The organism is Pseudomonas sp. Y39-6 (assembly GCF_023651955.1).
GTDB lineage: Bacteria > Pseudomonadota > Gammaproteobacteria > Pseudomonadales > Pseudomonadaceae > Aquipseudomonas > Aquipseudomonas veronii.
Genome location: NZ_CP069594.1, coordinates 6,607,901 through 6,627,975, shown reverse-complemented (window position 1 = coordinate 6,627,975; position 20,075 = coordinate 6,607,901). Strand labels below are relative to the sequence as shown.

Sequence of the window (20,075 nt, the reverse complement as noted above, 5' to 3'; positions counted from 1 at the left end):
GGTCGGCCAAGTCGACTTATGCAGATAGACCCGCGAAATACCCTGTTTTTTCATGCCGTTTTCAGACGTTCGGCCAATGCGCTCGCCAGTTGCGCGGTCAATCCGTACACCGACAACTGCGGGTTGGCGCCAATGCTGGTGGGGAACAGCGAACCATCGTGGATCGACAGGTTGCGCAGTTGGTGATGGCGACCGAGGCTGTCGGCCACCGCATTTTTCGGCTCTTCGCCCATGGCGCAGCCGCCCATCACGTGGGCGCTGCCCAGGCAGGTGCGGTGCAATTCCAGGTTGAGGCCGTCGATCAGGCTGCGTGCTTCGGCCAGGGTCTTCACGTAGCGCGCATCGTGATGCAGCGGCTTGACCGACTTGGCGCCCGCCGCGAACTGGATCTCGGCCATGCTGTGGAACGCGCGGCGCAGGCCGTCCCAGGCGTAAGGCGACACCTGGTAATCGAGCACCGGTGTGCCGTCGCCGCGCAGTTCCACGCTGCCGCCGGGGCTGTCGGGGTGGAAGCCGTCGCGCAGCAGGGCAAGCATTGCGTGGGTATGTGGCAATTGGCTCATGTCCAGGGCGTTCTGGGTGCCGTAGCCGCCGAGCAGCGTACTGGCCAGCGCCGGGTGCAGCGGCGGCGCTTCGAGCTTGTACGACATTCTGCCGGTGGTGCCGTCCAGCCATTGGAAGTGATCGGAATAGATCGACTGCGGCGCGCCATAGAACGGGTTGATCACCTCGTCGAACAGCGCCGCGGAGAAGTTCACCAAATGCAAAAAGGTGCGCTTGCCCAGCCGCGAATGCGGGTCGGGGGCGGCCGAGCGCATCAGCAGCGCCGGGCTGTTGATGCCGCCGCCGGCCAGCACGTAATGCCTGGCCTTGACCGTGATCTTGCGTCCAGTCGGCGCCACGCAGCGTTCGTCCATGGCCACGCATTCCAGGCTATTGATGCGGTCGCCGCTGTAGACCAGGCGTTCGGCGCGGGCCAGGTACAGCAGCTCGCCGCCTTTCTCCAGGGTGGAGGGGATGGTGGTCACCAGCATCGACTGCTTGGCGTTGACCGGGCAACCCATGCCGCAATAACCCAGGTTGAAGCAGCCGCGCACGTTGCGCGGGATCACATGCCAGCTGTAGCCCAGCTGTTCGCAGCCTTTGCGGATCACGTCGTTGTTGGCGTTGGGCGGCATGGCCCAGGGAGCGATGCCCAAGCGCTGTTCCATTTTTTCGAACCATGGCGCCATGTCCGCGCTGCTGTGGCCCTTGACCGCATATTCGCTGGCCCAGTGGCTGAGGGTGGCGTCCGGGGTGCGGAAGCTGGAGGTCCAGTTGATCAGCGTGGTGCCGCCCACGGCCCGGCCTTGCAGGATGGTGATGGCGCCGTCCTTGCTCATGCGGCCGATGCCTTCTTGATACAGGCTGGCGTAGGCCTCGTCTTCGAGCAGCTTGAAATCGCTGCTGGTCTTGAGCGGGCCTTCTTCGATCAGCAGCACTTTGTAGCCGGCGGCGCTGAGGATTTCGGCAGTGGTGCCGCCGCCGGCACCGCTGCCGATGATCGCTACGTCGGCTTCCAGCGTCAGGTCGCGGTCGAGGGCGGCGCCATTGTGGGTTTTCCAGCCGCGGGCCAGGCCGTCGCGGAACAGATCGGGTACAGGCATCGGGGTCGTCTCTTGTTTTTATTGGGGGGATGCGAATCAGATCTTCGGCGGCCCGGGGTAGCCGCAATGGGCCCACGACGCCGGCCGGAAGTACCAGGCCATGATCACCAGCTTGAGCAACGAACCCTGGCCCATGCGCAGCAGGTTCAGGTAGCTGTTTTCCCAGCGGTGCAGGAAGTTGCGGATCTGTTCGCCACTGGCGTTTTCCCAACTGTCCCAGACCCCGGTCAGTGGGCCGCGGGTGATGCCCATGCCCAGCACGTCGAACAGTTGCTGGGTCAGCTTGAACATCTCCGGCGACAGGTGCTGCAGGCTGTAGTCGAGTTTTTTCAGGGTGTCTTCAATCCCGCTGGCGACTTCCTGGGTGCTGGCCACGCCTTCCAGCAGCACCGGGATCACCGCGCGCAGAAACGGCAAGTCGCTGCTGCGCAACAGGGCAAAGCCGCTGGCCGGAGTGCTGCTGGAGCAGCCGCTGAGGCTCGCGCCCAGCCCGGCGGTGGCCAGGAAGGCGCTGGCGCACAGGCCGATTTTCAGGACGCCGCGCCGCGACAGCGCGGGTGAATCAGTCAGGCTTGGGTTCATTGTTATGGTTATCCCGAGGGTGGCGGTATCAGCGGATAAACAGCTTCTGGATCAGCTTCTGGATCGATTTGCCGTAGGGCGGGTAGATCAACTTCGCGGCGTTCAGGCGCTGCTTGACCAGCACGCCCTTGGCCTTGCTGAACGTGAGGAACCCTTCATGGCCGTGGTAGTGGCCCATGCCCGACGGGCCGATGCCGCCGAAAGGCATGTCGTCCTGAGCCACATGCAGCAGCGTGTCGTTCAGGCATACGCCGCCGGAGTGGGTTTCGTGGAGTACGCGGTTCTGTTCGCGCTTGTTGTAGCCGAAGTAGTACAGGGCCAGTGGGCGAGGCCGCTGATTGATGTAGGCAAAGGCTTGGTCGATGCCGCGATAAGGCACGATCGGCAGCACCGGGCCGAAGATTTCGTCCTGCATCACCGTCATTTCATCGCTGACATTCAACAGCAGGCTGTGGGCCATGCGGCGTGCCTGGCCCTGGTCGTACAGAGGGATCAGGGTGGCGCCCTTGTCGGTGGCGTCCTTCACGTAGGCGTTGAGCCGGGCCAGTTGCCGTTCGTTGATGATGGCGGTGTAGTCCGGGTTGTTGGCCAGTATCGGGTAAAAACCACGAAGCGCCTTGCTGTAGGCCTCGACGAAACCCTCGACGCGATCTTCCGGCACCAGCACGTAGTCCGGCGCTACGCAGGTTTGCCCGGCGTTCAGGGCCTTGCCGAAGGCGATGCGTTCGGCGGCGTCCTTGAGGGGCACATCGGCGGAAACGATCGCCGGCGATTTGCCGCCCAGTTCCAGCGTGACCGGGGTCAGATGCTCGGCCGCCGCACGCATCACATGTTTACCGATGCTGGTGGCGCCGGTGAACAGCAGATGATCGAAGCGCAGCCTGGAAAATGCCATGCCGACGTCGGCCTCGCCCAGCACCACGCACACCAGGTCTTCGGGGAAGACCTTCGCCAGCAGGGTCTTGAGCAGTTCGCCGGTGGCCGGGGTCGATTCGCTGAGTTTGAGCATCACCCGGTTGCCCGCGGCCAACGCGCCCACCAATGGCCCGATGGCCAAGTACAGCGGGTAGTTCCAGGGCACGATCACCCCGACCACGCCCAGCGGTTGGTAGATGACTTTGGCCGAGGCGGGCTGGAAGGCGATGCCTACAGCGCGGCGGGAAGGTTTCATCCAGCCACTGAGGTGTTTGCTCGCATAGTGAATGCCATGCAGGCTGGGCATCAGTTCGGCGAACAGGGTTTCGTCGGCGCTGCGATGGCTGAAGTCCTGGCTGATCGCGTCGATCAGCGCCTGGCGTTCGTCGCTGAGCACTTCGCGCAAGGCCTTGAGCCATTGCTGGCGTTGCGCGGCCGGCGGCATCGGGTTGGCGGCATAGGCGCGGCGTTGGGCGTCGAACAGGCCCTGGAGTTGATCCAGTGTCTGGGAATCTTGCGGGTAGGCAACGTTGGCAGACATGGTGCAGTTCCGGATTGTTATTGGTCTGCCTGGATTTTTAGAGTTATTGCTCTAAATTGTCAAATGGCATTGCAGCCATAACTGGATTTATCCCGGCAAGGTTAGGCCGTAAGATGGTCGATCACGTGTACAGAAGCTGATCCCCTATGGCACCACGAGTAAAGACCAGCGAGCGCATTGTGCAAACCAGCCTGGAGCTTTTTAACCAGCAGGGCGAGCGCAGTGTCAGCACCAACCATATCGCCGCCCATATGGAAATTTCGCCGGGCAACCTGTACTACCACTTCCCCAACAAGCAGGCGATCATCGCCGTGCTGTTTCGCGAATACGAAGCCTTGGTCGACAGTTTCCTGCGCCCGCCCCAGGGTCGCACCATGGTGGTGGAGGACAAGCGCTTCTACCTGCAGGCGGTCCTGGCCGGCATGTGGCGCTACCGTTTCCTGCACCGTGACCTCGAACACCTGCTGGAGAGCGACCCGGAACTGGCCACCGGCTACCGGCGCTTTTCCCAGCGTTGCCTGATTCAGGGGGGCGCCATTTACCGAGGGTTTGTCGATGCCGGCATTCTCAATATGGACCCGGTGCAAACCGAGGCGCTGACCCTCAACGCCTGGATCATCCTTACCTCCTGGGTGCGGTTTTTGTGTACCACCAATGAAAAATCCACACATCTGAGCGCCGAAGCGATCAAGCGCGGGGTGTATCAGGTGCTGGTGCTGGAAGCGGGGTTTGTCACGCCGCAGGCCAAAGCGGCGGTGGATGCACTGTTCAAAGAGTTTTACGTGCCGTTGAACCAGGCACTGGAAGAAGTGAAGTAGGATCTTTCCCGAATTTGTTCACAGGAGTCTGTCATGCCACTTGCCCAACTGATCAGCCCCCAGCAACTGGCCGAGCGCCAACAGCGCGGCGCTCTGGTGATACTAGACTGCCGCTTTGCCCTGGAAGACCCGGACTACGGAATGTGCAGCTACGCCGAAGGGCATATCGAAGGCGCGCAATATGCCGACCTGGAGCGTCATCTCAGTGGGCCGGTGACCAAGGGCGTGACCGGGCGTCACCCGTTGCCGCAGGCGCAGACGCTCGCCGAGCAACTGCGTGCCTGGGGCATCAATGCCGATACCGATGTGGTGCTCTACGACGACGGCCCTGGTGTTTATGCCGCCCGCACCTGGTGGTCGCTGGCGTGGCTGGGCAAGCGTGATGGCGTGTTTATCCTGGACGGTGGCTTGAAGGCCTGGCACGCGGCCGGCTTCCCGTTAAGCCTGGATGCGCCGGTGATCGAGCGCGGCACCTTTGTCGGCACGCCGGACAATCGCCTGCTGCTGGATGCCAAGCAGCTGCAAAAACGCCTGGGCCAACCGGGCCTGACCCTGATCGACGCCCGCGCCCAGCCGCGCTTTCGCGGCGATGTCGAGCCTATCGACCCGATTGCCGGGCACATTCCCGGCGCGCAATGTGCGGCGTTCACCGAAAACCTGGGCAGCGATGGGCGTTTCCTGCCGGCCGAGCAGCTCAAGCAGCGCTTCGCCGCCCAGTTGCAAGGCCGTTCGCCGGATGAGTTGGTGGCGTATTGCGGTTCGGGCGTGACGGCGTGCCACAACCTGTTCGCCCTGAGCCTGGCGGGTTACCCGTTGGGCAAGTTGTATGCGGGATCGTGGAGCGAGTGGATTACCGATCCAACGCGGGAAATCGCGACGGGCGACTGAGTTGTCCTGCGTGTAAACCCACCTTGTTTAACGGGGTTGTGTCAGCAGCCATTGCGGAATCCGCCGCTCCAGGTAGTAACCGGGGCGCTTCAGCGAACCGTCGACAAACCCCACATGCCCACCCTTGGCCAGCAATTCGAACTCGGTGCAATCCGACAACTCGCTGGCTTCGGGCAGGCTATGGGCGAAGACAAACGGGTCATCGGCCGCCTGGATGATCAGGGTCGGCGTGCGGATATCGCCCAGGTAGTAACGGCTCGACGCGCGGCGGTAATAGTCTTCGGCACTGAGGAAACCATGCAGCGGCGCGGTGACCCGGCCGTCGAAGTCCCAGAACGTGTGCATCTTCTCCAGAGACCCGAGTGCCTCCAGGGCCTTGAGCCCTTCAGCGCGACCATCCTGTAAAAAGCGGCTTTGTTTGACACGGATATACGTCACCATCTCGCGCATGAAGTGCTTCTGGTACACCCGCGAAAAGCCCAGGCCGATGCGATCGGCGCACTGATCCAGACGAAACGGCACCGACACCGCCGCCGCGCCTTGCAGCCCCGAATTCGCGCCGGTTTCGCCCAAATGCTTGAGCAGCACGTTGCCCCCCAGGGAATAACCCACCGCATACAACGGCGCCAACGGCCGCTTGGCGCGCAGATGGGCAATCGCCGCCGCCAGGTCTTCGCTGGCGCCCGAGTGGTAGCTGCGCGCCAACAGGTTCGGCTCGCCCGAGCATCCGCGCCAGTTCAAGGCCGCACTGGCCCAGCCCTGGGCGGCGAGGGCTTTTTGCAGGCCGGCCACGTAAGGCGAGTTGGACGAGCCGGTCAGCCCATGCAGTACCAGCACCAACGGCGCTTGCGCGTCATGGGGGCCATGCCAGTCGAGGTCGAGAAAGTCGCCGTCGTCCAGCCACAGGCGTTCGCGTGGGCGTTCGAGGTGCGTGGTCGGGCGCCACAGCGGCCCCCACAACGTTTGCAGATGAGGGTTGCCGAGGCCGAAGGCGGGTTTGAACAGGTCTGAAGAGGGGGTCATGACACTCTCTGTGGCACGCGGACTCACTGTGGCGAGCGAGCTTGCTCGCCACAAAAGCCCGTTCAGGCCGAGGGCTGTACCGAACGTTGCCACAATGCGTAATACACCCGCCCGGATTTTTGTTCCCGGTGCAGGCGCCAGCTGCCGGGCAGGCCCAGGCTGGATGGCGCACTTTCGCTTTCAGTGTAGATCCACGAGTCCGGCGCCAGCCATTGGCGCTCTTCCAGCAACGCGCACACGGTCGGCAGCAGGTTCTGGTTGAACGGCGGGTCGAGGAACACCACGTCGTATTCGCTGGCGGCCTGGGTTTCCAGGTAGCGCAGCGCGTCGGCGGTCTGCACCTGGCCGTTGGTGCAACGCAGGGTGCCCAGGTGTTCCTTGAGGCTGGACACCGCCACATTGCTGGCATCCAGCGCCTGTGCCTGGGCCGCGCCACGGGACAGCGCCTCGAGGAACAGCGCGCCGCTGCCGGCAAACGGGTCGAGTACCTTGGCCCCGGCGATGTAGGGTGCCAGCCAGTTGAACAGGGTTTCACGCACGCGATCCGGCGTTGGGCGCAGGCCCACGACGTCGGGGAAGCTGAGCTTGCGGCTGCCCCATTCACCGCCAATGATGCGCAGTTGGCCCACACCGTTATGCACGTTGTGGACAGGTTTTTTCGGGCGAGATGAACTGGCCATTAATGCTCCGGAACCCCGAGCGGCTGCTCGGCAGGTTTATCAGTGGGGGGCGGTAGTGGCTTTTGCGCAGTCGTCGGGCCGGCGGTCACGATGACCATCTTGTCGGCGCTCAGGTGTTTGTTCAAAGCCGCTTTGACCTGTTCTACGGTCAGGGCCTGGGATTGTTTCATGAAATCTTCCAGATAGCTCAGCGGCAGGTTGTAGAAACCCATGGCGCCCAGCTGCCCGACGATATCGGCGTTGCTCGCGGTGGACAGCGGGAAGCTGCCGCTCAGCTCGCGCTTGGCGTCATCCAGCTCCTTTTGCGTCGGGCCGGTCTTGAGGTAGTCGGCCAGCACGTCTTCCACCAGGCGCAGGGTGCCGCCGCTCATTTCCGCGCGGGTCTGCAGGTTGATCATGAACGGGCCGCGCACTTGCATCGGCGAGAAACCGGAGTAGACGCCGTAGGTCAGGCCGCGCTTCTCGCGCACTTCACTCATCAAGCGGGTGCCGAAGCCCCCGCCGCCGAGGATCTGGTTGCCCAGGGACAGGGCGGCGTAGTCCGGGTCGGCGCGATCGATGCCCAGTTGCGCGAACAGCAGGTGCGTCTGCTTGGACGGGAACTCGATATGGCTCAAACCGGCCTTGGACTCGGTCGGCTGGGCGATCTTCGCCAGGGCCGGGCCTTTGGGCAGCGAGGCCGAGACCTTGGCAGTCATGGCTTCGGCCTCGGCGCGGGTCAGGTCGCCCACTACGGCAATCACAGCGTTACCCGCGGCATACGCCTTGGCGTGGAATGCCTGCAACTGCGCCTGGGTGATTGTCGGAACGCTCTCGGCCGTGCCTTCGCTCGGGTGAGCATACGGGTGGTCGCCGTACAGGCGCTTGAACAGCTCCAGGCTCGCCAGTTTGCCGGGGTTCTGCTTCTGATACTCAAAGCCGGCGAGGATCTGGTTCTTGATGCGCGCCAGGGAGTCGGCGGGGAAGGTCGGTTTGCCGATCACCTGGTCAAACAGCGCCAGGGCGGCGTCGCGCTTGTCGCTGTCGCTCAGGCCGCGCAGGGACACCAGCGCCATGTCGCGGTAAGCGCCATTGCCGAAGTCCGCGCCGAGGCCTTCAAAGCCGCTGGCGATCTGGCTCACATTCTTGCCCGGCACGCCTTCGTTGAGCATGGCGTTGGTCATCAGCGCCACGCCGGGGACGTTGCCGTCCTGGCTGCTGCCGGCGGCGAACAGGATACGCATGTCGAACATCGGCAGTTCGTGGGCTTCGACGAACAGCACCTTGGCGCCTTCGGCGGTGTTCCAGGTCTGCACGTCGAGCTTGCGGTTGGTCGGCGCCTTGCCGTCCAGTTCCGCCAGGGATTGCAGTGTGTGGGTCGACTGGGCTTTTTCCAGCGCCGGGCTGGCGACGGATTCGCTTGGGCGCAGGAAATACACCGCGCTCGCCGCGATCAGGGTGACGGCGATCAGGCCGGGCAGGATCAGGCGGCTGCTTTTGCGATCACTCATGAGCGGTCTCCTCAGGCAGGACATGGGCGACGCTGAGACGTTCGCGGGTGAAATAGGTGCGTGCGGCCTTCTGGATATCGTCCGGGGTCACGCTTTGCAGGTCGGCCAGTTCGGTGTCCATCAATTTCCAGGACAGGCCGACGGTTTCCAGGGAACCGATGGCGGTCGCCTGGCTGGTGATCGAGTCGCGCTGGTAGACCAGGCCGGCAATGACCTGGGCGCGGATGCGCTCCAGTTCCTCGGCGGTCGGCGGCTTGGCTTTGAGTTCTTCCAGCAGGCGCCACAGGCCGGCTTCGGCTTGTGCGATGGTCTTTTTCTTCTGCTGGTTCGGTGTGGCGCTCAGGGTGAACAGGCTGTCACCGCGGGTGTAGGCGTCGTAGTTGGTGGAGGCGGAGGAGACCAGCTCTTCACCGCGTTCGAGCCGTTCCGAAATGCGCGCGCTGTAGCCGCCGTCGAGCAGGGCCGAGATCAGGCGCAGGGCTTGTACCGAACGTTTGTCTGGCGCGGTGGCCAGGCCGGGCACGTTGAAGCCCAGGATCACGCTCGGCAGTTGGGTCTGCACATGCATCGTCAGCAGGCGCTCACCGGGCTCGGCCAGTTCCAGCGGGATCTTCGCCGGTGGCACGTCACGCTTGGGGATCGGGCCGAAGTAGCGCTGGGCCAGGTTCTTCACCTCGTCCGGGGTCACGTCGCCGACCACCACCAGGGTGGCGTTGTTCGGCACGTACCAGGACTGGTACCAGTGGCGCAGTTCTTCGACCTTCATGCGGTCGAGGTCGGCCATCCAGCCGATGGTCGGCGTGTGGTAGCCGCTGGCCGGGAAGGCCATGGCCTTGAAGCGCTCGAAGGCCTTGGACATCGGGTTGTCGTCGGTGCGCAGGCGGCGTTCTTCCTTGATGACTTCGATCTCGCGGCTGAACTCGTCGGCCGGCAGGCGCAGGCTGGCCATGCGGTCGGCTTCGAGTTCGAAGGCGACACCCAGGCGGTCACGCGCCAGCACTTGGTAGTAGGCGGTGTAGTCGTCGCTGGTGAAGGCGTTCTCTTCGGCGCCCAGGTCGCGCAGGATCAGCGAGGCTTCGCCGGGGCCGACCTTGGAGCTGCCCTTGAACATCATGTGTTCCAGGGCGTGGGACAAACCGGTCTGGCCCGGGGTTTCGTAGCTCGAACCGACTTTGTACCAGACCTGGGAAACCACCACCGGCGCGCGATGGTCTTCGCGCACGACCACTTTGAGGCCGTTATCCAGGGTGAATTCATGGGTGGGTTGTGGGTCGGCAGCCAAGGCTGAGAGGGGCAGACAAACTGTGCTGAGCAGCAGGCCTGCGGCGCGGCGGGCTAGAGCATTCATTCGTTTTTAAACCTGTTGGGCTGCCCGCTTGGTCTTAGCGTCGGCGGGCGAGGAGGTGCTAGGATACTGATCCGATTTGGGGACGGCCACTGCGGTCGTCATACCGTTCTGGATTCAGTTGTAGGAATTTTGAAGTTTGCTACGGTTTTCCCCGACAATCTTCAGCTTTTCGCCGATGTTGTCGCTTCAATTCCATATTGAATCGATTTGTTGAGGCCTTTATTTACGCCTTACAAAATGTTGCGCATGAACGAGCGAGCGTTAAAGCAGTCTGTTCTGCATCGAATTTTTATTTACCGAGGCGCCCTTGGCGCGTCGCTACCTTGAGATAGCCGTCCTCCATGTTTGGTTCCAACGACGACAAGAAGAGTCCAGCTGCGGCTGGCGAGAAAAAAGGCCTGTTCGGATGGCTGCGCAAAAAGCCGCAGGAAACCGTCGTCGAACAGCCGCAGGTTCAATCTGAGCCAATCCCTGAGCCCTTGGTAGGCGCCGAACCGACCGCGCCGGTGGCGCAAGCCGAGCCTGAGCACAAACCGTGGCTGGCACTGCCAGTGGCCGAAGAGCCCGTGGCACTGGTCGAAGATGTGCAGGCCGAGCATGTGACGCCGCCGATTCCGCAGGTTGAGCCGGTGGCGGTCGAGCCGACTCCCGCGCCTGTTGTGGCCGCGGCGCCCGCCGTGATCGCGCCGTCGCCCGTGGTTGCCGCCGAACCGAGCAAAACCGGGTTCTTCGCCCGCCTCAAGCAAGGCCTGAGCAAAACCAGCGCGACCATCGGCGAAGGCATGGCCAGCCTGTTCCTGGGTCGGAAGACCATCGATGACGAACTGCTGGAAGACATCGAAACCCGTCTGCTGACCGCCGACGTGGGTGTCGAAGCCACCGCCGTGATCATCCAGAGCCTGACCCAGAAGGTCGCGCGCAAGCAGTTGACCGACGCCGATGCGCTGTACAAATCCCTGCAGGCCGAGCTGGCCGCGATGCTCAAGCCGGTCGAAGCGCCGTTGGTGATTACTCCGAAGAAGCCGTTCGTGATCCTGGTAGTCGGCGTCAATGGCGCCGGCAAGACCACCACCATCGGCAAACTGGCCAAGAAGCTGCAGTTGGAAGGCAAGAAAGTCATGCTCGCCGCCGGCGACACCTTCCGCGCCGCGGCCGTCGAGCAACTGCAGGTCTGGGGCGAGCGCAACAAGATCCCGGTCATCGCCCAGCACACCGGCGCCGATTCCGCTTCGGTGATCTTCGATGCCGTGCAAGCCGCCAAGGCCCGCAACATTGATGTGCTGATCGCCGATACCGCCGGTCGCCTGCACACCAAAGACAACCTGATGGAAGAGCTGAAGAAAGTGCGCCGCGTGATCGGCAAGCTCGACGGCGAGGCTCCGCACGAAGTCTTGCTGGTGCTCGACGCCGGTACTGGCCAGAACGCCATCAGCCAGGCCAAACAATTCCACCAGACGGTGCAACTGACCGGCCTGGCATTGACTAAGCTCGACGGCACGGCCAAGGGCGGCGTGATCTTCGCCCTGGCCAAGCAGTTCGGGTTGCCGATTCGGTATATCGGCGTCGGTGAAGGTATCGACGACCTGCGCACCTTTGAAGCCGAACCCTTTGTCCAGGCACTGTTTGCCGAGCGGGAGCGTTCATGATTCGATTCGAACAGGTCGGTAAACGCTATGCCAATGGGCATGTCGGCTTGCATGAGCTGAGTTTTCGAGTGCGTCGCGGCGAATTCTTGTTTGTCACCGGCCATTCGGGTGCCGGCAAAAGTACCCTGTTGCGCCTGCTGCTGGCCATGGAACGCCCGACCACCGGCAAGCTGTTGCTGGCCGGCCAGGATCTGGCCACCATCAGCAATGCGCAGATCCCGTTCCTGCGCCGCCAGATCGGCGTGGTGTTCCAGAACCACCAGTTGCTGTTCGATCGCACGGTGTTCAATAACATTGCGTTGCCGTTGCAGATCCTTGGGCTGTCCAAGGCCGAAATCATCAAGCGCGTGGACTCGGCGCTGGAGCGCGTGGCGTTGTCGGACAAGACCGACCTCTACCCCGGCGACCTGTCCACCGGCCAGCAACAGCGCGTCGGCATCGCCCGCGCCATCGTCCACCGCCCGGCCTTGCTGCTGGCGGACGAACCCACCGGTAACCTCGACCCGCGCCTGGCGGCCGAGATCATGGGCGTGTTCGAAGACATCAACCGCCTGGGCACCAGCGTGCTGATCGCCAGTCACGACCTGGCACTGATCGCGCGCATGCGCCATCGCATGCTGACCCTGCAACGCGGTCGCCTGATCGGCGACGGGGAGGCTGGCGTATGAGTGCGACACGCAGCCCCAAGGTTTCCGAGCGCGTGGCGCCGAAACCGGCCGACCCGCAACCGAAAAAGAAAAAACACGACGAAGACGACGGCCCGGATTTCGCCACGCTGCTGCGTGCCTGGATCGAAAGCCATCGTGCCAGCCTGCTCGACAGCCTGCGTCGCCTGGGCAAGCAGCCGATCGGCAGCTTTTTCACCTGCCTGGTGATGGCCGTGGCCTTGAGCCTGCCCATGGGCTTGTCGCTGCTGCTTAATAATGTGGAGCGCCTGGGCGGTTCCTGGCAGCGCGCCGCGCAGATTTCGCTGTACCTGAACCTGGATGCCAGCGCCAAAGACGGCGAAGCCCTGCGCGAAGAGATCAAGAACCTGCCGGGCGTGGCGGATGCCGAGTACATCAGCCGCGATCAGGCCCTCGAGGAATTCCAGCAACAGTCCGGCCTGGGCGAGGCGCTCAAGGAGCTGCCGCAGAACCCGCTGCCGGGCGTGGTGCTGGTGACGCCGAATGAAGTCGACAAACCGGCCCTGGAAGCCCTGCGACAAAAACTCGCAGAGATGCCCAAGGTGCAACAGGCGCAACTTGATCTAGTCTGGGTAGAGCGCCTGGCGGCGATTCTCAAGCTGGGCGACCGCTTTGTGTTCGGCCTGACGGTGTTGTTGGTGTCTGCATTACTTTTGGTGATAGGTAATACCATTCGTCTTCATATTGAAAACCGTCGCACCGAGATAGAAGTGATTAAACTGGTCGGCGGCACGGACAGCTATGTGCGTCGTCCTTTTCTGTACATGGGCGCGCTTTATGGCTTCGGTGCGGGGATTTTGTCCTGGGGCTTGTTGGCGTTCGGCCTGGACTGGCTGAACGACGCGGTCATCGGGCTGGCCGGCTTGTACGGCAGTGATTTCGCCCTGGCCGGGGTGCCGGTCGCCGATGGTCTGTCGCTCTTGCTTGGCGCGGTCTTGTTGGGGTATATCGGTGCGTGGATTGCGGTCGCACGGCATTTACGTGAGCTGGCACCGAAGTAGTTAATGTCAGATTAATGTGGTTTCGTTTGTATTGACCGTATCAGTGGTTTAGGGAACTTGTCCTACGGTTCCCGGTCAATTTTCGCAGTGCTGAACTGCACGAGTTATGTGAGTCGGAGGTTTTTTCGTATGACCACTTCTTTGCAACCTGTTTATGCCTTGGTCCCGGGTGCGAACCTGGAGGCCTATGTGCACACGGTCAACAGCATTCCATTGCTGACGCCGGAGCAGGAGCGTGAACTGGCCGAGAGTCTCTACTATGAGCAGGATTTGGGGGCGGCTCGGCAGATGGTGCTCGCCCACCTGCGTTTTGTCGTACATATCGCCCGTAGCTATAGCGGCTATGGCCTGGCCCAGGCTGACCTGATCCAGGAAGGCAACGTCGGCCTGATGAAGGCAGTGAAGCGCTTCAACCCGGAAATGGGTGTGCGCCTGGTGTCGTTCGCCGTTCACTGGATCAAGGCGGAAATCCACGAGTTCATCCTGCGCAACTGGCGCATCGTGAAAGTCGCGACCACCAAGGCCCAGCGCAAGCTGTTCTTCAACCTGCGCAGCCAGAAAAAACGCCTGGCGTGGCTGAACAACGAAGAAGTCCACCGCGTGGCCGAAAGCCTCGGTGTGGAGCCGCGTGAAGTGCGCGAGATGGAAAGCCGCCTGACCGGCCATGACATGGCCTTCGACCCGGCCGCTGAAGCGGACGACGACAGCGCCTTCCAATCGCCGGCCAACTACCTGGAAGACCACCGGTACGACCCGGCGCGTCAACTGGAAGACGCCGACTGGAGCGACAACTCCAACCACAACCTGCACGAAGCGCTGGAAGTGCTGGACGACCGCAGCCGTGACATCCTCTACCAGCGCTGGCTGGCCGAAGAAAAAGCCACGCTGCACGACCTGGCGCAGAAGTACAACGTGTCGGCCGAGCGGATTCGTCAGCTTGAGAAAAGCGCGATGAACAAGCTGAAGCTGTCGATCGCCGCTTAAAACTGTGGGAGGGGGCAAGCCCCCTCCCACATTTATTTCTGTGTTGTGTCAGTCGGACCAAGGCGCCTTGCGCGAATTGTTCAACTCAACCAGATAGCCATCCCCACCCAATTGGCTCATCTGCTGGCGAATCCATGCCGCCCGCCGTGCCACATAGGCCGTTGGATGGCTGGCGCTCCATACCCGTGGATTGGGTAGCACCGCCGCCAGGTAGCTGGCCTGCTGCCGAGAAAGCGCCTTGGCACTCACCCCGAAGTGATGCTGCGCCGCCGCTTGCGCACCGAACACCCCTTCATCCCATTCCACGCTGTTGAGGTACACCTCAAGGATCCGCTGCTTGGGCCACAGCACCTCGATCAGCCCGGTAAACCAGGCCTCCAGGCCCTTGCGCAGATAACTGCGGCCGGACCACAGGAACAGGTTCTTCGATACCTGCTGGCTCAGCGTACTGGCGCCGCGGATCGAGCCGCCGCGCTCGTTGTGCAGGAGCGCCGCCTGGATCGCGCCGAAATCGAAGCCCCAATGTTGTGGGAAACGCTGGTCTTCACCCGCCATCACCGCCACTTTGAGGTCGTTGGAGATCTCATCCCACGGCACCCAGGTGCGCTGCAGGTCAATCGGTTCGCCGTCAAACCAGGATTCGATCTTGCGCTCCACCATCAGCGCCGTGAACGGCGGCGGTACGACACGAAACAGCAGCACCAGCAACACGCTGCCGATGGCAAACCATTTCACGGCTTTGAGAAAACGACTGAAGAGGACACGCAGCATAGAGATGGCTTGGCCGAACCCGTTGAGCGGGCCATTATACAGACCCTGCCCAATGAGTCTGACTGGAGTTCCTCATGCTGCGTGGCTTTCTGATGCTGGCTGCTTTTTTCGGCTTCACCGGTGTCGCCCTCGGTGCGTTCGCTGCCCACGGCTTGAAAAACCGCCTGAGCGCCGAGTACCTGGCGATTTTCCATACCGGCGTGACCTACCAACTGGTCCACACCCTGGCGCTGTTCGGCGTGGCGTTGCTCGCGGCGCACCTGCCGGGCCGCCTGGTCACGTGGGCGGGCGTGTCGTTCGTCGTCGGCATCCTGCTGTTCTCCGGCAGCCTGTACGTGCTGACGATGACTGGCATCAGCAAGCTCGGCATCATCACGCCGTTCGGTGGCCTGGCGTTTCTGCTCGGTTGGTTCCTCCTGGGGCTGGCGGCGTGGCGCTTGCAGCAGGCGGCCTGAAGCGCGCTACTGATCAAAGGGCCTTGGGCCAGCTACGCCAATCGGGCTAGAATGCTTGCCCCTAAAAACGATGGCGGCCCATGGCATGCACATTCAGTTGAACGGCGAACCCTTTGAACTGCCCGACGGTGAAACCGTTGCGGCCCTGCTGACCCGTCTGGACCTGACCGGGCGTCGCGTCGCAGTGGAGCTCAACCAGGATATCGTCCCGCGTAGCCAACACGTCGAGACTGCGCTCACCGAAGGTGACCAGGTCGAAGTGGTCCACGCCATCGGCGGCGGCTAGTCGTCCGGCGCCCAGGCGCGCCACCCCGGATTCTGCAGAACCTCACCCCACTTCGAGGATTTCCCATGAGCATCGTTCGTAGCGACAAGCCCTTCGTCCTGGCCGGTCGTACCTACCAGTCCCGTCTGCTGGTAGGCACCGGCAAGTATCGCGATATGGAAGAAACCCGCCTGGCCATCGAAGCCTCGGGCGCCGAGATCGTGACCGTGGCCGTGCGCCGCACCAACATCGGCCAGAACCCGGGCGAACCGAACCTGCTGGATATCCTGCCGCCGGACCGCTACACCATCCTGCCGAACACCGCCGGCTGCTACGACGCCATCGAAGCCGTGCGTACCTGCCGCCTGGCCCGTGAGCTGCTCGACGGCCACAACCTGGTGAAGCTGGAAGTGCTGGCCGACCAGAAAACCCTGTTCCCCAACGTGATCGAAACCCTCAAGGCCGCCGAAACCCTGGTCAAGGAAGGCTTCGACGTGATGGTCTACACCAGCGATGACCCGATCATCGCTCGCCAACTGGCCGAAATCGGCTGCATCGCCGTGATGCCGCTGGCCGGCCTGATCGGCACTGGCCTTGGGATCTGCAACCCGTACAACCTGCAGATCATCCTCGAAGAAGCCAAGATCCCGGTGCTGGTGGATGCGGGCGTGGGCACTGCCTCCGACGCGACCATCGCCATGGAGCTGGGCTGCGAAGCGGTGCTGATGAATTCGGCCATCGCCAATGCCCAACAGCCGATCATGATGGCCGAAGCCATGAAACACGCCATCGTCGCGGGCCGCCTGGCCTACCTCGCCGGGCGCATGCCGAAAAAACTCTACGCCAGCGCCTCCTCGCCGCTGGATGGTCTGATCAAGTAAGAGCCATTGATGACTGAATCAAACGAAACGCCGAACACCGTGGAACAGGGCGACGAGTCCAAGCACCGCCGCATCAAGAGCTTTGTGATGCGCGCCGGTCGCATGACCGAAGGCCAGCAAAAGGGCCTGGAGCAAGGCACGCCGCTGTTCGTCCTGCCCCTGGCCGACGCGCCGGTGGACTATGACCAAGTGTTCGGTCGTTCGGCCCCGCGCTCCCTGGAAATCGGCTTCGGCATGGGCCATTCCCTGCTGGAAATGGCCGCAGCCGCGCCGGAACAGGATTTCATCGGTGTGGAAGTCCATCGCCCGGGTGTCGGCGCGCTGCTCAATGGCGTGCTGACCCAGGGTTTGACCAACCTGCGGGTCTACGACTGCGACGCGATTGAAGTGCTCAACCGCTGCATCGCCGACAACAGCCTCGATCGCCTGATGCTGTTTTTCCCCGATCCATGGCACAAAAGCCGTCACCACAAGCGCCGCATCGTCCAGGCGTCTTTCGCGGAGCTGGTGCGCAGCAAGCTGAAAGTCGGCGGTATCCTGCACATGGCCACCGACTGGGAACCCTATGCGGAATACATGCTGGAAGTGATGAACGTCGCCCCTGGCTACCGCAACCTGGCCGAAGACGGCAAATGCGTGCCACGCCCGGCCGAGCGCCCGATCACCAAGTTCGAACGCCGCGGCGAGCGGTTGGGGCATGGGGTGTGGGATCTGAAGTTCGAGAAAGTCGACTGATCAGCCAGTAACTTGGAATGCGGTCAAAAAATGTGGGAGGGGGCTTGCCCCCGATAGCGGTGGGTCAGTCATAGAGTGGTTGACTGACACTCTGCTATCGGGGGCAAGCCCCCTCCCACATTGGTTTTGTGTTGGGTTTGTGATCAGCGGCGGTCGGCGACGACGCCAATCAATACCAGCACCACCACCAATACCGGCGCCAGGCTGTAGTTATTGAACTGGCTCAGCCCCCGCACAATCCACGGCGTGGCGTAGATCAGCGCGGCGCCGCTGCCGATCATGCACAGCAGGGCCATCAACGGTACGCGCAAGGCGCCGGCGATGCTGCCCAGGCGGGCTTCGACCCAGCCTTTGATATCGGCGCCGAACAGCACCAACAGGCAGCCGACGAGGGCCAGGGAGATTTCCGACAGGTTGCTGCGGCTCCAGCGGGATACGGTGGCGAGCAGGTCGAGTACCAAATCCATTCGATTTCCTTAAGAGCGATCAGCTCAAAAACTTCTGCAACAGGTCATTGAGAAAGAGTTGCCCGCGGTCAGTCGCCGCCAGGCGTGACGGTTCGACCTGCATTAAGCCACTTTGTTCTGCCTCGGTGCGGCCTTGTGCGAGGCTCGCCAGCGCCAGCCCGGTGCGTTCGGCGTAGAGCTTGGCGTCGACGCCTTCGGTGAGGCGCAGGGCGTTCATCAGGAACTCGAACGGCAGCTCTTCGTTGGTCAGCGCGTTCGTGCCGGCCAGGAAGCTTTTGGCCGGGTTGAGGTAGTCCTTCGGTGCGCGGGTCTTCCAGGTGCGGACGATGCGCCCGTCCGGGTGGCTGAGCTTGCCATGGGCGCCGGCACCGATGCCGATGAAGTCGCCGAAGCTCCAGTAGTTGAGGTTATGTCGCGCCGCTCGCCCCGGTTGCGCATAGGCCGAGACTTCATATTGCGCGTAACCGTGTTCGGCCAGCAGCGCCTGGCCAGCTTCCTGGATATCCCACAGGGTGTCGTCTTCCGGCAGCGTCGGCGGCTGGTTCCAGAATACGGTGTTGGGCTCCAGGGTCAGTTGGTACCACGACAAATGGGTCGGTTTGAGCGCGATGGCCTGGCGCAGGTCGCTCAGAGCGTCGTCCAGGGACTGATCGGGCAAGCCATGCATCAGGTCCAGGTTGAAGTTGTCGAACCCGGCCTGGCGCGCCATGCCGGCGGCGCGCACGGCTTCATCGCCGTTGTGGATACGGCCCAGGGCCGCGAGTTTTTCCTGCTGGAAGCTCTGGATGCCGATGGACAGGCGGTTGATCCCCAGCTTGCGGTACGCCACGAACTTCTCTTGCTCGAACGTTCCCGGGTTGGCTTCCAGGGTGATCTCGATGTCGTCGGCAAACGGGATGCGCGCTTCCACGCCCTTGAGCAGACGGCCCAGCGCGGCGGCACTGAACAGGCTCGGCGTGCCGCCACCGAAGAAGATCGAACTCAGTTCCCTGCCATAAACCGCGTGCAGGTCCTGATCGAGGTCGGCCAGCAGCGCATCGACGTACTCTTCTTCCGGCAACACGGGGCTGGCGGTGTGGGAGTTGAAGTCGCAATAAGGGCATTTGCGCACGCACCACGGGATGTGGATGTACAGCGCCAGGGGCGGCAGATGGGGCAGGGCCGCCCGTGGTGTTTGCGCGCCGCCGTGGATCAGCGGCTGCGCGGAGGTGTTCTGGGTCATTTCAAGCCCAGGCGCTGGCGCAGCAAAGCCATGGCGCGGGCGCGGTGGCTGATCTGGTTTTTGTCGGCCGGGCTCAGTTCGGCGCTGGAGACATCGCGCTCCGGCACCCAGAACAGCGGGTCGTAGCCAAACCCATGCGCGCCGCTGGCTGCATGCAGGATGCGCCCGTGCCACAGGCCTTCGCAGAGGATCGGCAACGGATCGTCGGCATGTCGCACCAGGGCCAGCACGCAGACGAACTGCGCGCCACGCTCGGCATCCGGCACGTCCTTGAGCACGTCGAGCAGCTTGGCGTTGTTCGCCGCGTCGCCTTTGCCGTCGGCATAGCGCGCCGAATAGATACCGGGGGCGCCGCCGAGGAAGTCCACCGCCAGGCCCGAGTCGTCCGCCAGCGCCGGCAGGCCGGACAGGCGCGCGGCATTGCGCGCCTTGAGGATGGCGTTCTCGACGAACGACAGGCCCGTTTCTTCGGGCTCGACCTGGCTGAACTCGCCGATCGAGCGCAGTTGCACGGACTCGCCGAGCATGGCCTGGAGTTCTTTGAGTTTGCCGGCGTTATGGCTGGCCAGCACGAGTTGAGTCAGGTTCATCAGTCCGCCGGAAACAGTTCCTGGTTGAATTGGAAACCATGGGCCTTGCCGCCGGTTTCAACGTTGATGGTGAAAACCCGCACTTCCTGTTGCGGTACGTTGTAGGGCGCGAGGTAATAGATCGCACCTTTTTCGGTAATCTGCTTGAACGTCAGGATTTCGCTCCTGCCGCTCAGGTCTTTGATCGTGCCGGTCACTTGCGCGGCCACGGGCGTCACGCCCTTGATCACGGTCACGTTGATCAAGCCCTTGTTCTTGCTGCGTACCACGCCGACAGCCTGGGCCGTATCGGGTTGCAGGAAGCTGGAGGTGAAGGTGTTGTAGTGTACGGTGATATCGCCAAATTCCTTCTGGCGCTTACTGTCGATGGCATCGGCGGCCATGGCGCTGACGCCCATGCACGCGGTGAGTAGAAATACAGCCAGGCGTCTCATATTCGTC

At 62.8% G+C, this 20,075-nt stretch carries 22 protein-coding genes; 10 read left to right on the top strand and 12 right to left on the bottom strand.

Features of this window, described 5'->3' with window-relative positions:
* Positions 1-50: 50 nt before the first annotated feature.
* Genes JN756_RS30285 through JN756_RS30275 form a run of 3 tightly spaced genes read right to left on the bottom strand, consistent with a single transcriptional unit; the run spans position 51 to position 3,684 of the window.
* Complete coding sequence (locus JN756_RS30285) at positions 51-1,646, bottom strand: GMC family oxidoreductase (protein WP_046381747.1); 1,596 nt, start codon at positions 1,644-1,646, stop codon at positions 51-53.
* A 36-nt stretch (positions 1,647-1,682) separates the two neighbouring features.
* Complete coding sequence (locus tag JN756_RS30280; RefSeq protein ID WP_201021626.1) at positions 1,683-2,228, bottom strand: twin-arginine translocation pathway signal protein; 546 nt, start codon at positions 2,226-2,228, stop codon at positions 1,683-1,685.
* A gap of 28 nt (positions 2,229-2,256) precedes the next feature.
* Positions 2,257-3,684 (bottom strand): coniferyl aldehyde dehydrogenase, encoded by a 1,428-nt coding sequence (locus tag JN756_RS30275; protein ID WP_046381748.1) that lies wholly within the window; start codon positions 3,682-3,684, stop codon positions 2,257-2,259.
* A 146-nt stretch (positions 3,685-3,830) separates the two neighbouring features.
* Here JN756_RS30275 and JN756_RS30270 point away from each other — a divergent pair, with 146 nt between their 5' ends.
* Together JN756_RS30270 and JN756_RS30265 are read left to right on the top strand one after the other, a co-directional pair.
* A complete protein-coding gene (locus JN756_RS30270; protein ID WP_017845029.1) occupies positions 3,831-4,502 on the top strand; it encodes a TetR/AcrR family transcriptional regulator in 672 nt (223 codons plus the stop codon).
* Positions 4,503-4,535: 33 nt separating this feature from the next.
* Entirely contained in the window at positions 4,536-5,390 is an 855-nt protein-coding gene (locus tag JN756_RS30265; protein ID WP_017845028.1) for a sulfurtransferase, read from the top strand.
* 27 nt (positions 5,391-5,417) lie between these two features.
* On the opposite strand, the gene JN756_RS30260 is transcribed toward JN756_RS30265, so the two are convergent.
* The 4 genes from JN756_RS30260 to JN756_RS30245 all read right to left on the bottom strand — a co-directional run bounded on the left by JN756_RS30260 (position 5,418) and on the right by JN756_RS30245 (position 9,931).
* On the bottom strand, positions 5,418-6,413 hold the full coding sequence (locus tag JN756_RS30260) for a hydrolase (protein ID WP_201021625.1): 996 nt from the start codon (positions 6,411-6,413) through the stop codon (positions 5,418-5,420).
* Positions 6,414-6,475: 62 nt separating this feature from the next.
* On the bottom strand, positions 6,476-7,093 hold the full coding sequence (gene rsmD / locus JN756_RS30255; protein WP_017845026.1) for a 16S rRNA (guanine(966)-N(2))-methyltransferase RsmD: 618 nt from the start codon (positions 7,091-7,093) through the stop codon (positions 6,476-6,478).
* Positions 7,093-8,583, bottom strand: a complete 1,491-nt coding sequence (locus JN756_RS30250) for a M16 family metallopeptidase (RefSeq protein WP_201021624.1) — start codon at positions 8,581-8,583, stop codon at positions 7,093-7,095. Before JN756_RS30250 ends, rsmD begins: the two co-directional genes overlap by 1 nt.
* Entirely contained in the window at positions 8,576-9,931 is a 1,356-nt protein-coding gene (locus tag JN756_RS30245; RefSeq protein WP_017845024.1) for a M16 family metallopeptidase, read from the bottom strand. Before JN756_RS30245 ends, JN756_RS30250 begins: the two co-directional genes overlap by 8 nt.
* Positions 9,932-10,272: 341 nt before the next feature.
* On the opposite strand from JN756_RS30245, the gene ftsY reads away from it, so the two are divergent.
* From ftsY to rpoH, 4 genes are all read left to right on the top strand, one after another.
* Positions 10,273-11,577: a signal recognition particle-docking protein FtsY gene (gene ftsY, locus JN756_RS30240; protein ID WP_017845022.1), complete on the top strand. Its 1,305-nt coding sequence runs from the start codon at positions 10,273-10,275 to the stop codon at positions 11,575-11,577.
* The gene (gene ftsE, locus JN756_RS30235) at positions 11,574-12,245 is read left to right on the top strand and encodes a cell division ATP-binding protein FtsE (RefSeq protein WP_017476533.1); all 672 of its coding nucleotides are present in this window, start codon (positions 11,574-11,576) and stop codon (positions 12,243-12,245) included. The genes ftsY and ftsE overlap by 4 nt, the downstream gene beginning before the upstream one ends.
* Positions 12,242-13,264 carry a permease-like cell division protein FtsX gene (ftsX, locus tag JN756_RS30230; protein ID WP_017845021.1) on the top strand — a complete coding sequence of 341 codons (1,023 nt, stop codon included), beginning with the start codon at positions 12,242-12,244 and terminating at the stop codon, positions 13,262-13,264. The genes ftsE and ftsX overlap by 4 nt, the downstream gene beginning before the upstream one ends.
* A gap of 129 nt (positions 13,265-13,393) precedes the next feature.
* Positions 13,394-14,248: an RNA polymerase sigma factor RpoH gene (rpoH, locus tag JN756_RS30225; RefSeq protein ID WP_017845020.1), complete on the top strand. Its 855-nt coding sequence runs from the start codon at positions 13,394-13,396 to the stop codon at positions 14,246-14,248.
* A gap of 48 nt (positions 14,249-14,296) precedes the next feature.
* Here the strand turns inward: rpoH and mtgA are convergent, their stop codons facing one another.
* Positions 14,297-15,019, bottom strand: coding sequence for a monofunctional biosynthetic peptidoglycan transglycosylase (gene mtgA / locus JN756_RS30220; RefSeq protein WP_046487827.1), 723 nt, complete (start codon positions 15,017-15,019; stop codon positions 14,297-14,299).
* 74 nt (positions 15,020-15,093) lie between these two features.
* On the opposite strand from mtgA, the gene JN756_RS30215 reads away from it, so the two are divergent.
* From JN756_RS30215 to trmB, 4 genes are all read left to right on the top strand, one after another.
* On the top strand, positions 15,094-15,474 hold the full coding sequence (locus JN756_RS30215; protein WP_017845018.1) for a DUF423 domain-containing protein: 381 nt from the start codon (positions 15,094-15,096) through the stop codon (positions 15,472-15,474).
* Positions 15,475-15,559: 85 nt separating this feature from the next.
* A complete protein-coding gene (gene thiS, locus JN756_RS30210) occupies positions 15,560-15,760 on the top strand; it encodes a sulfur carrier protein ThiS (RefSeq protein ID WP_046381754.1) in 201 nt (66 codons plus the stop codon).
* Between the two features lie 65 nt (positions 15,761-15,825).
* Entirely contained in the window at positions 15,826-16,620 is a 795-nt protein-coding gene (locus JN756_RS30205; RefSeq protein WP_017845016.1) for a thiazole synthase, read from the top strand.
* Between the two features lie 9 nt (positions 16,621-16,629).
* The gene (gene trmB, locus JN756_RS30200) at positions 16,630-17,355 is read left to right on the top strand and encodes a tRNA (guanosine(46)-N7)-methyltransferase TrmB (RefSeq protein ID WP_017845015.1); all 726 of its coding nucleotides are present in this window, start codon (positions 16,630-16,632) and stop codon (positions 17,353-17,355) included.
* A gap of 143 nt (positions 17,356-17,498) precedes the next feature.
* Here trmB and JN756_RS30195 read toward each other — a convergent pair whose 3' ends face one another.
* From JN756_RS30195 to JN756_RS30180, 4 genes are read right to left on the bottom strand one after another with little or no spacing between them, the layout of a single operon-like run.
* Positions 17,499-17,822, bottom strand: coding sequence for a DUF3392 domain-containing protein (locus JN756_RS30195; protein ID WP_003176691.1), 324 nt, complete (start codon positions 17,820-17,822; stop codon positions 17,499-17,501).
* Positions 17,823-17,841: 19 nt separating this feature from the next.
* Positions 17,842-19,044 (bottom strand): radical SAM family heme chaperone HemW, encoded by a 1,203-nt coding sequence (gene hemW, locus JN756_RS30190; protein ID WP_046381755.1) that lies wholly within the window; start codon positions 19,042-19,044, stop codon positions 17,842-17,844.
* Positions 19,041-19,637, bottom strand: a complete 597-nt coding sequence (gene rdgB / locus JN756_RS30185; RefSeq protein WP_026139793.1) for an RdgB/HAM1 family non-canonical purine NTP pyrophosphatase — start codon at positions 19,635-19,637, stop codon at positions 19,041-19,043. The genes hemW and rdgB overlap by 4 nt, the downstream gene beginning before the upstream one ends.
* On the bottom strand, positions 19,634-20,068 hold the full coding sequence (locus tag JN756_RS30180) for a DUF4426 domain-containing protein (RefSeq protein ID WP_201021623.1): 435 nt from the start codon (positions 20,066-20,068) through the stop codon (positions 19,634-19,636). The genes rdgB and JN756_RS30180 overlap by 4 nt, the downstream gene beginning before the upstream one ends.
* Positions 20,069-20,075 lie beyond the last annotated feature (7 nt).